Annotated in this window: 12 protein-coding genes; 1 reads left to right on the forward strand and 11 read right to left on the reverse strand. The window is 47.3% G+C overall.

All coding sequences use genetic code 11. The features are described 5' to 3' along the window. Positions 1–185 precede the first annotated feature (185 nt). The 11 genes from fabF to JGK07_RS05845 all read right to left on the reverse strand — a co-directional run bounded on the left by fabF (position 186) and on the right by JGK07_RS05845 (position 9,565). Complete coding sequence (gene fabF / locus JGK07_RS05795) at positions 186–1,439, reverse strand: beta-ketoacyl-ACP synthase II (RefSeq protein ID WP_293224109.1); 1,254 nt, start codon at positions 1,437–1,439, stop codon at positions 186–188. Between the two features lie 97 nt (positions 1,440–1,536). Further along, a complete protein-coding gene (gene acpP, locus JGK07_RS05800) occupies positions 1,537–1,791 on the reverse strand; it encodes an acyl carrier protein (RefSeq protein ID WP_293185403.1) in 255 nt (84 codons plus the stop codon). Between the two features lie 370 nt (positions 1,792–2,161). After that, positions 2,162–2,638, reverse strand: a complete 477-nt coding sequence (locus JGK07_RS05805) for a hypothetical protein (RefSeq protein ID WP_293185404.1) — start codon at positions 2,636–2,638, stop codon at positions 2,162–2,164. A 3-nt stretch (positions 2,639–2,641) separates the two neighbouring features. After that, complete coding sequence (locus JGK07_RS05810; RefSeq protein ID WP_293185405.1) at positions 2,642–4,033, reverse strand: transposase; 1,392 nt, start codon at positions 4,031–4,033, stop codon at positions 2,642–2,644. A 295-nt stretch (positions 4,034–4,328) separates the two neighbouring features. Then, on the reverse strand, positions 4,329–4,490 hold the full coding sequence (locus JGK07_RS05815) for a hypothetical protein (protein WP_293192129.1): 162 nt from the start codon (positions 4,488–4,490) through the stop codon (positions 4,329–4,331). A 12-nt stretch (positions 4,491–4,502) separates the two neighbouring features. After that, on the reverse strand, positions 4,503–6,299 hold the full coding sequence (locus JGK07_RS05820) for an iron uptake porin (RefSeq protein ID WP_293192126.1): 1,797 nt from the start codon (positions 6,297–6,299) through the stop codon (positions 4,503–4,505). A gap of 2 nt (positions 6,300–6,301) precedes the next feature. After that, positions 6,302–6,889: an isochorismatase family protein gene (locus JGK07_RS05825; RefSeq protein ID WP_293185408.1), complete on the reverse strand. Its 588-nt coding sequence runs from the start codon at positions 6,887–6,889 to the stop codon at positions 6,302–6,304. Between the two features lie 10 nt (positions 6,890–6,899). Beyond that, positions 6,900–7,487, reverse strand: a complete 588-nt coding sequence (locus JGK07_RS05830) for a cytochrome b/b6 domain-containing protein (RefSeq protein ID WP_293192123.1) — start codon at positions 7,485–7,487, stop codon at positions 6,900–6,902. A gap of 12 nt (positions 7,488–7,499) precedes the next feature. Next, on the reverse strand, positions 7,500–8,234 hold the full coding sequence (locus JGK07_RS05835) for an SDR family oxidoreductase (RefSeq protein ID WP_293192121.1): 735 nt from the start codon (positions 8,232–8,234) through the stop codon (positions 7,500–7,502). A gap of 42 nt (positions 8,235–8,276) precedes the next feature. Beyond that, on the reverse strand, positions 8,277–8,525 hold the full coding sequence (locus JGK07_RS05840) for a CDGSH iron-sulfur domain-containing protein (protein ID WP_293192119.1): 249 nt from the start codon (positions 8,523–8,525) through the stop codon (positions 8,277–8,279). Between the two features lie 140 nt (positions 8,526–8,665). Continuing rightward, positions 8,666–9,565: an AraC family transcriptional regulator gene (locus JGK07_RS05845; protein WP_293192117.1), complete on the reverse strand. Its 900-nt coding sequence runs from the start codon at positions 9,563–9,565 to the stop codon at positions 8,666–8,668. Between the two features lie 157 nt (positions 9,566–9,722). Here JGK07_RS05845 and JGK07_RS05850 point away from each other — a divergent pair, with 157 nt between their 5' ends. Then, positions 9,723–9,947, forward strand: coding sequence for a hypothetical protein (locus JGK07_RS05850; RefSeq protein WP_293192115.1), 225 nt, complete (start codon positions 9,723–9,725; stop codon positions 9,945–9,947). Positions 9,948–10,072 lie beyond the last annotated feature (125 nt).

A 10,072-nucleotide genomic window follows, 5' to 3' on the forward strand; every position in this document is an offset into this window, starting at 1 on the left:
GATGGGCGGGAGAGCCCGTGCAGAAAGGACGGGCGGGACGCCCATCCCACAACAATCATCAAAGTGTAAGTTATTAAATTTTCATTCCTTAGTCGCAGTGTACCCAACCTAAAAATTCACCTAAAAAAATTAGAAGGTGAAAAATTAGTTTTTCACCTTCTAACTTGCGACTTTCCGATTTCGGGTTACGGAACAAACTTCTTGAATGCCAGCGTCACGTTGTGGCCGCCAAATCCAAAGGAATTGGACAGTGCCACATCAACTTTTAGATCGCGACTTGTATGGGGAACATAATCTAAATCGCACTCAGGATCGGGATTTTCTAGATTGATTGTCGGCGGGACTTTATCGTTGGCGATCGCCATTACCGTCGCCACCGCCTCAATTCCCCCAGAACCGCCCAAAAGATGGCCTGTCATTGACTTGGTAGAACTAATTGCTACTTTGTAAGCGCTTTCTCCCAAAACCTTCTTAATTGCCTTTGTTTCCGTGGAATCGTTGGGAAGCGTACTCGTGCCGTGAGCGTTGATATAGCTCACCATATCCGGCGTCAAACCCGCATCCTTGAGGGCTAAAGCGATCGCCCGCGATGCACCTTCGCCCCCCGGTACTGGGGATGTCATGTGGTACGCATCGCAGGTTAAACCGTAGCCGACGATTTCTGCGTAAATCCTGGCCCCTCGTGCCAAAGCGTGTTCCATTTCTTCTAAAAGCAGAATGCCAGCACCTTCGCCGACGACAAAACCATCACGATCGCGATCGAACGGACGGCAAGCATGAGTCGGGTCATCATTGCGAGTCGAAAGCGCCCTCGCCGCAGCAAAACCCGCCACGCACAAAGGAGTTACCGCCGCTTCGGTACCGCCGCAAATCATGGCTTGGGCATAACCGCCCTGAACTAGGCGAAACGCATCGCCCACCGCGTTTGAGCCGGCCGCGCAGGCTGTCACCGTGCAAGAGTTCGGCCCCTTGGCGCCCGTTTGAATCGCCGTCAGGCCTGCGGCCATATTCGCAATCATCATCGGAATCATAAACGGGCTGCATCGATCGGGGCCGCGAGTCAGATAAATTTCTTGCTGGTCTTCTAAAACCTTCAGCCCGCCAATGCCGGTGCCAAGAATGACACCCACCTGTTCTGCGTTCAGGTCGTTAATCTCAAACTTCGCATCAGCCAGAGCTTGTTTGCTCGCTGATACCCCAAATTGAGCAAAGCGATCCATCCGCTTTGCTTCCTTGCGCTCTAAATACTCGTGAGGGTCGTAACCCTTCACCTCTCCAGCAATCCGGCAGTCGTGCCGCGACGCATCGAACAAGGTGATCGGGCCGATGCCATTCTTCCCGGCCAGCAACCCGTCCCAATATTCAGACAAGGTATTGCCGATCGGTGTAATCGCGCCGAGACCCGTGATAACAACGCGCTTACGCTCTAAATTTGTCATGATTTCAGTTTCAAAAAATTAAACACCCAGAACGCAGAACAAAAGAGGAGTTTTCAGTTTTATAACTTCTCTCCTCTTAGGGGAAAAGACAGGTATTTTATGCTTTTGGAGCTGCAAGTTTGCTGCTGATGAAATCTACAGAAGCTTGAACCGTGGTAATTGCTTCGGCTGCTTCGTCGGGAATTTCAATATCAAACTCTTCTTCCAATGCCATTACCAGCTCTACTGTATCTAGGGAATCTGCTCCTAAATCGTTAGCAAAGTTGGCTTCGGGCTTGACTTCGGTGGGATCGACTTCTAGTTGATCGGCCACAATTTTCTTGACTCTAGCAAAAATGTCGTCTTGACTCATAACATCGTGTCCTCATTGGTTGCTGCGTATCTAATCTTATCCGAAAGGGGGATCTGCAAGAGGAAGGCTTGCCGCTTTTCTAACTGACCCTTGGTGTGGGGTGATGGGGTGATGGGGTGATGGGTGATGGGTGATGGGTGATGGGTGATGGGGTGATGGAGTGATGAATTTCCGAAGCTCTTGAGTCATCCCTCTGACTCCCTCTCTTTCTCCCCATTCCCCTCTCCCCTACGTTATGTTGCGCGATTCTGCATCACTAGGCCCTTACGGTCGAGGCCGCGGTGTAGGTCGATCAGGGCGGTAATGCAGACGAATCGATTATCAATAATTCACGCTGAATTTTCGATCGGTCTAATTGCCAGAGGCTCCTTTAATTTGGGTTTGAATTAGATGATTGATGGGCTGAATGCTTTGCCATCGGAGGATAAAGCCAGAGCTTGAACAACCGTGTTATCTGAGGCATGACGACCCAAGTCATCAACGGCATCATGATTGCAATGCTGACAAGGGTTACTAGCCAAGTAGGGAGTCCGTTTGTGATTGGTTTCAACAGAATGGGCATCAGAGAAATCATTGGATAAATACCGATCGCGCTGACGATCGCAGTTTTCCATTTTGGCGGTGGCGCAACATTCGGCATTTCAGGTAAAGCAAACCAAGCTTCTAATCCATTCACTCGCGATACTCTGGGCGTTTCTGTGAGGGCATCTGCCAGTGCAATCCAACCTTGGCAAATTGGAGAGTTTTCCCATTCCTGTAAATGAATCAGCGTGTCGAATCGCATAATTAGTTGCCATTCACCGCCTCGATTGTTGGGGTAGAGAACTTCGCCGCGTGACGACTCCACACACTAATGCTTTGCATATAGTGTGGGCTTCTCCAGACTCCGGAGAGTAGAGAGAACTTCCTTCGAGGTACTATCAGTTGTAGAACGGCCCACAACAACTTTCCCTCTACGGCGATTTATAGTCGGGAACTCGCCCAGCCCGACTCTTTTGATATTGATAGCGGCGTTGATGTCCCTATCAACCCTCATATTTTCTACCTCATCCCAATACTCTCGAATGCTGCAATCGGTGAAGATGAACTCATCACGATATGCAAGTAGTTGGGATGTGTAGGCGGGGTTCACTCCAATCACGACGGCTCCAGCTTTTGCAGCTATGTATTCCAGGATTGTGAAGAATTGCCCAAACGCGGCATCGTTCCAGGACTTGTTTAGTCCAGACTTAGCCGATTGCCCGTTCGGCAGGTACTTTCCCTGCTCATCTTGTTTTGCGCCATTGCGCTTGCTCAGCCCTTTCAGGTTGAGATTCTCGTGAAAGAATACTGTTTTACCCGTCCTCACAACCTTGTGAGCGGTTTTGAAGGCATGGTCGCGTCTAGCCCTCGCAATGCGTTGATGTTCTCTAGCTTCACGATGAGCCAACTTGCGACGGGAACGACTTCCTTTTTTCTTAGCCGCCTTGCGATGAGACACTTTAGCCAACCGCTTCTCAGACTTGCGAAACGACTTCAGAGATGGCAATTTTTCACCCTCAGAGGTCGCCAGGTAGTCATCTTCATGCAAAACTGCATCCATACCCAAAGCAGTATCCCAGTTCAGATCGACCCCATCAGATTTGATAGGCACAGTTGGATCTTCTAGTCGCAGGTTGACATACCAACTATCTGCCTTTTCGATCGGTTGCACCTGCTTCAAGATTGCGCCATCTGGAAGATCTCTGTGCATCCGCACTTTTAGCAGTCTCAGCTTAGGTATCTTGACGAACAGATATTTGCCACCTAACGAACAAGAATGCAATTCGACTCCAGCACCCTCAAACACCATGGAGCGAAATCGGTCAGCAGACTTGAAGCGAGGTTTACCACTCCGTTTGCCAGTACTGTCACCTGCAATAAATCGTTCAAACGCCTTATCAACTCGCTTACAAACCTCCTGCAACGTGTTAGCCGGAACCCGTGAGAAGTCCAACAACTCAGATGACCAACCGACCGTAACTAGATCTGTTTTGATGTCAGGCAGGTATTTTTTCTGACTGTAATAGTTGGGCTGATCCCGTAGCTCAGGCAAGTGGCAGATCAAAGGGCAAGCGTTGACATAAGAGCGATTACATTCCCACCAGTCAAACCTATCTCCTAGTTGACGGTTGTACCAATACTGGCAAGTCCGCAACCAGAGATTAAGCTCTAGCTTCTGTTCAGTTGTGGGAAGTGCTTTGTACTGGTAGGTGTATTTCATGTCATTATTGTAATTGATATTGCCTTGCGGTGCAAGCCATGAAATATGACGATTCCATCAATATTAGACTGCCAAAAACAGAGAAGAAAATTCTAGATAATTACTGTAAGCGGGTGAAGCGCAATAAAACCACTGTAAGCGGGTGAAGCGCAATAAAACCGATGTCATCCGAGAGTTTATTCGTTCATTGCCAGAGCGGTAGTTTGTTCGTCTCGTCGTCGATGTCTTTCCTGTTGGCTACGCCAATTTGGTCAGACACCACTCCTCGACTCACGCGCATTCCTCTCGCGCCAAATCAAAGATTATGGCGTGAGGCTCCTGCTGCTCTAGCTAAATAGCCCGGAAATGTACTGGCTGCTAGGGTGACACCTCGGACGGCTGCCTCAAAGTCGGCTTCAGATCCTGGTTTAACGCGACGCGCGATCGCCACGACAGCAGGTGCGGAATGTTCTTTCATAGAATGTAAATGCTAAAAGGTAAAAACGGTGCGGAGTGTTCCAGTTACGATCGTGCCATTGCTGTTTTGATTGGCAGGATGAGTGATGACCTGGATCAACGGAGTGATCCGAATATTGTTGGCTAGCGGAAAGTTGTAGAACGCTTCAATATTTGTTTGTGTTGCGTTTCCTACCTCTGTCAAAATGAAAGGCTGAACGACACCCAGTCCAGCTAAATCACCTTTGACGAACAAATTCTGAAGAGAAACGCCAGCAGACCAATAACTAGGGCGAATATCCCCGATCGTCGTATCAGGATAGGAAGCGTAACCATAGCGCCCAAAGATGCCAAGCCGTGATGTGATTGCCCAATCAAAGTTTGCGCCAACAGACTGAAAATTGCTGCCAAGAACTTCTCCGCCGCTGTACTGCAAGCGGGCCGAGAAGGAGCTTGTCGGTGCATATTCTAGTTCCACAACGCCCATGTAGGGATCGCCAAACAATCCGCCTCTTGCGCCGCCTCCTGCGATCGGAAAAAGCCGAATATCTCCAGGACTGCCACCGCCAAAGAAGCTTTGATTTTCGGGCAAACTTTCTTCTGAATTACTGGCAATGTAAACTGCACGCAGCCTTAAAGCACCTTGATTCGGCTTCCAGTCGATCGCAGCGCCCGCACCTCCCGGCCTAGGTAACAGAACAAAATTGTTGATGAGGGATTGAGTCGAAAAATCTCGAAAGCTAACGTTCGCGAATCGATTTTTATCAACAAAATCACCCGCAACCATTCTTGCCCCGACAGTCACGCTGAGATCCTTAGTAGGAGCAAAAGAATAGTACAAACGAGCAAGAGATATTTGCGTTGTGCCAGGAATCGCGAAATCTAAGGTACTCCCTAAATTCGGTTCTAGAAATCCAGCCGCATTATCGTTAGTTCCAGGACTCCCAGCCAGTAGGCGAAGTTTTAGTAAGTCAGTACCTTTGAAACTGGTATTTAGATCCAAACTGAGGCGGTACAAAGCGGTCGGATTCGGTCGATCGCGCGTGACGATCGCACCTCTAGGACTAATCACTCGATCTCCACTAAATCCGCCTGCATTGACTGCAAAAATTGCTTGTCCTGATAGTTTCGTCGTCGTTGAAAATTGCTGAGATTCCAATCTGTTCGCTTCAGTTTCTAGACCCTCAACTCGATCGCGTAAAGCAGTTAACTCAGTCGTAAATGCTTGCTGAAGACGTTCTACAGCCATCAAATCGTCGCGAGTTAACCCATCGATCGTGTTGATCCGTTCTAAGCAAGCATTCAGCGCTACTGCGAATTCTTGACGAGAAAGTGCTTGTTCGCCTCTAAACCGTTTTTCTGAATCACCAGCAATGCAGCCGTATTTTTCGACGAGCGATCGCACTGCTGAAAATGCCCAACTGGATGGAAGTACATCTGCAAGTTGATCGACCGATGGCATGATTTCTGGCTGCAAGTTCGTTGAGTCCACAGAATCAGCGGCAGATGGAAGCACATCTGCAAGTCGATCGACCGATGGCATGATTTCTGGCTGCAAGTTCGTTGAGTCCACAGAATCAGCGGCAGATGGAAGCACATCTGCAAGTCGATCGACCGACGGAATTATTTCTGGTTGCAAGTTCGTTGAGTCCACAGAATCAGCGGCAGATGGAAGCACATCTGCAAGTCGATCGACCGACGGAATGATTTCTGGCTGTAAGTTCGTTGAGATCGCAGAATCAGCGGAAGCTGTCTGAGCTAGGGTAGAAGAGCAATCTATCCAAAGTCCCAAGCCCAAAGCCAACACTGTGTAAAGTCCTAATTGCTTCATTTCTACAGCCGATTGCCCCAGTAGCTGAGTTCCTGGTAGAGCTGCCCAACCGCTGGGCCTTCTGGCGTTTCCCAGTCTTTCATGATTTCTGAAGCAACCGATGCCCAAGAAACCATAACGGCTCCTGCTTGAGTCATGCGTAGCAGCGCTGCTGTTTCATTCAACTGAGTATCAGATCCAGAAACATCTACCACGACATAAGCTTCGTAACCTGCTTCCAGTAAATCGAGTGTCAGTTGCAGCGTGCAGATATCTAGAGAAATTCCACCTAGCAGAACTTTCTTACGCCCGATCGCAGCTAATTTATCCCGAAACGTGGGTTCATCCCAAGCGCTGGGCGTATGACGCTCGATCCGAATCGCACGATCGGCATGGGCAACGACTTCCGAAAAGAACTTACCTCGAAATCCGCCTTCTTCTCCCAGCATAATTGTTGGAATATCGAAGATATTTGAAAGGCGAGTAAAAGCTTCTGCGTTCTTTCGTAATAAGTCATGATTAATCGTCTTCAGTCCTGGCAAAAATCCGTCTAGGAAGTCAACCAAAACCACAACGCAATTATCGCGAGTTAGTTTTTCACAATAGTTCATGGTAAGTCTCTTAAGTTTCCTTTGTTGCTTTCCTAGTTTTCAAGAAGCCTGTCAATCGCCGCCAATTGGCTTTTGCTACTTTCCACTGAAAAATCAGATGGACTGCAATAAAAGCGAGAAAGGTATAAGCCAGCCAAAAATGGAGCGATCGACCCAAATCGACCATTGCATCATTTTGCGGAAACAAATCTGGCAGCAGCAGCCCGAAAAATTTGACGTTGTTCGATCGAAAAGAATTAGAAAAGAAAAAACCTGCGATCGGGACTGCCCACATGAACACATACATCAATGCGTGCAATGCGAAATTTCTCCACCATTGCGGCGAGAACTTTGGCAATCGCTTCATGTATTTCTTCCACATCACCTGAATCAGCGTCAAAATTCGCCAGGTGAGCAATGCCATTGTCAGAACACCGATCGACTTATGAAAGTCATAAAGCAATCCTCGAACCGGAGTTCTAGGCAACCGCGCCATGAACGTGCCACCGACAAATAGAATCAGATAGCAGCCTGCCATCCACCAATGAACGGACATCAATCGTTGGAAAGCAGAATTGAGCCTTGGCTTTTTGACGGTTGCGTTTTGAAGTGAACTCATGCTGAATGCCTCTTACAGAATGCCACCATTAACTTGAATCGTTTGCCCATTAACCCATCGCGCTGCATCCGATGCCAAAAATGCAACGACATCAGCGATGTCAGCAGGTTGCCCCAATCGACCGAGCGGCGTGGATTGCACCAGATGATCTAGCGCATCCGCAGGCATGATCAATCCGTCTGTATTCGTGACTCCAGGAGCAACGAGATTAACCGTAATTCCCCGATGTCCGAGTTCTTTGGAAAGCGCAAAACTAAATTGCTCGATCGCGGCTTTACTTGCAGCATAAACGCCACCCGTTGGGATACTCTGCCGCGTTGCACCACTCGATAAACTGATGATTCGTCCACAATCGCTTAAATGTTGTGCCGCCGTTTGTAAGGCAAAGAATGTTCCTTTCGCATTCGTGTTGAAGACTTTATCAAAATCAGCTTCGGTGATGTCTGTGGTGAGCTTGTAGACTGAAACGCCTACGTTGTTCACGACGATATCAACATGACCAAAGGCGTGAATTACTTTTTCAAACAGCGATCGCGTTTCTGCAAGGTTGCTGATGTCTGATTGAATCGCAATTGCATCAACTCCAAAGGCTTTGATTGATTCAACAACAGCCTCCGCTTTGTCGCGATTGCCTGCATAGGTCAAAGCAACGGTTGCACCTTCATGCCCTAAACGTTCCGCGATCGCTTTGCCAATTCCGCGCGATCCACCTGTCACTATCGCCACTTTTCCAGTTAGAGATGACATAACATTACTCCTAAAATGCCTGCATGATACTGAGAATCACTATTATTCGTACTGATGATGGGAGCCATCACAGAATGGAGCATTTCCAGTATGTTTGCAGAGACAGAGTGCAACTTTCTTCTTCTCAGTTAGCTCAAACTTGTTTGGAACAAAACCAGTTCCTTTGTGAGCGCCATTGCAAAACGGTTGATTACTAGAATGTCCACAGCTACACCAGAAATAAGTTCCTGGCTCAAGTTCTAGAACGGTTGGCTTCTTATCGACAATCACAGGCTGTAACTCAGCACCCATCGTATTTTACTGAATAGAGGTTGAAACCGAACCTAAAGTAAAGCGCCGATTTATTAATAAAATCTTAAGACAATTGCTTGGTCGCTGTCTTTCCTTTTCTTGCTCTCATTTTGCTGAATCTTGCACTAATCCATAAAAAGTTACTTTTGGTCTCGATAAGCCCTAGGAGAGGTATGGAGATATTGGCGAAAGACAGTAGAGAATCTGCTTTGATGACAAAAGCCTGTGCGGTAAGCAATTTCTGCGATCGATAAATCCGTCATCTTTAACAAATGTTTCGCACGTTCTAACCGTTGACGCACAATGTAAGCATGAGGGGTTAATCCCATTGACTGTTTGAACAAACGCACGAAGTAGTATGAGCTAATTTGCACCAATTGAGCCAGGGTATCAATCGAGAGATCCTCATCTAAATGAGCATGAATATAGTCGATCGCAGTGTCTAACTTTGATTGACTCAATCCATTTACTCCTTTTTGCGTTTCTACAGCAACTGTCGAGTAGTGCCGTAATAAATGAGCCGCTAGCATTGTTGCCGCCGCGTCTGCATAAAGCGCATCAATCTCAGTGCCACTCACAACAGCAGACTTGAGAGTCAGTCCAAGTTGAAGCAGGAAAGGATCGTGCGGATGAAAAGAGGGAATGATTTCAACCAGATCGGGATCGATGCGATCGTGAGCAAAGTGGCTCACAAATTCTGGTTCAAGATACAGGTGTAAGATTTGGGCTGGATCGACAACGCGAATCGTGCGATAGAGTCCAGCAGGGTTAATACAAAACACTTCGCCTTCAGTAAAGCGATCGCTTTTGACCTGACGATCGATTACGCGCTCTAGTCGAGCAGGCGCACCTAAATTCAGACCGATAACGTGCTTTGATAATGTATGCTCAGGGCATTCAACTGACGGAAGTTGATAGTAAGAAACGTTGAGATGCTTCCATTTCAACTCGGTGCTACTCGCTTGAGGAGCATACGGGAGAACCCGAATCATCTCTTTTTCTCGAATTGGGTTAATCACCAAAGCTGAATTTTTTCCCATTAGAGTTCTCCTAAAGATAAGTCACGATCTCGATTGACGGAGTTGGTAGAATATGAATAGGTTCATATTTCGGTATGATGTCAAATATTATACCTGCTTGGTTATTCTTGTGTTGCCTATGACTTATTGATTTGAATCATTTATTCTAACATAATTTATGTATTACTCAGACGAAATTACTGCTTTAATGCTCCAACATCATCAGTCTTTATCTGAAAAAGACCAAAGAAGATATGCAGCGATAGAAGCCGTAAAACTTGGTCGTGGTGGAATCATTTACATAGCCCGAGTTTTGGGAGTAGATAGGAATACAATAGCCAAGGAAATTAAGGAGTTAAAAAATAAATCAGAACCCACCTTGAATCAACAAAGAATTCGCTGACCTGGGGGAGGAAGAAAAACTAGGGCGTCGGTTCAGTATTAAAGGTTGACACAAGCGACATAGTATGTATGTTGATGTAGACCTTGGCCGGGCTCTCGCATGAGGACAAAAAAATGGTTGGCGAT

The organism is Microcoleus sp. PH2017_24_DOB_U_A (assembly GCF_020738205.1).
Lineage (GTDB): Bacteria > Cyanobacteriota > Cyanobacteriia > Cyanobacteriales > Microcoleaceae > Microcoleus.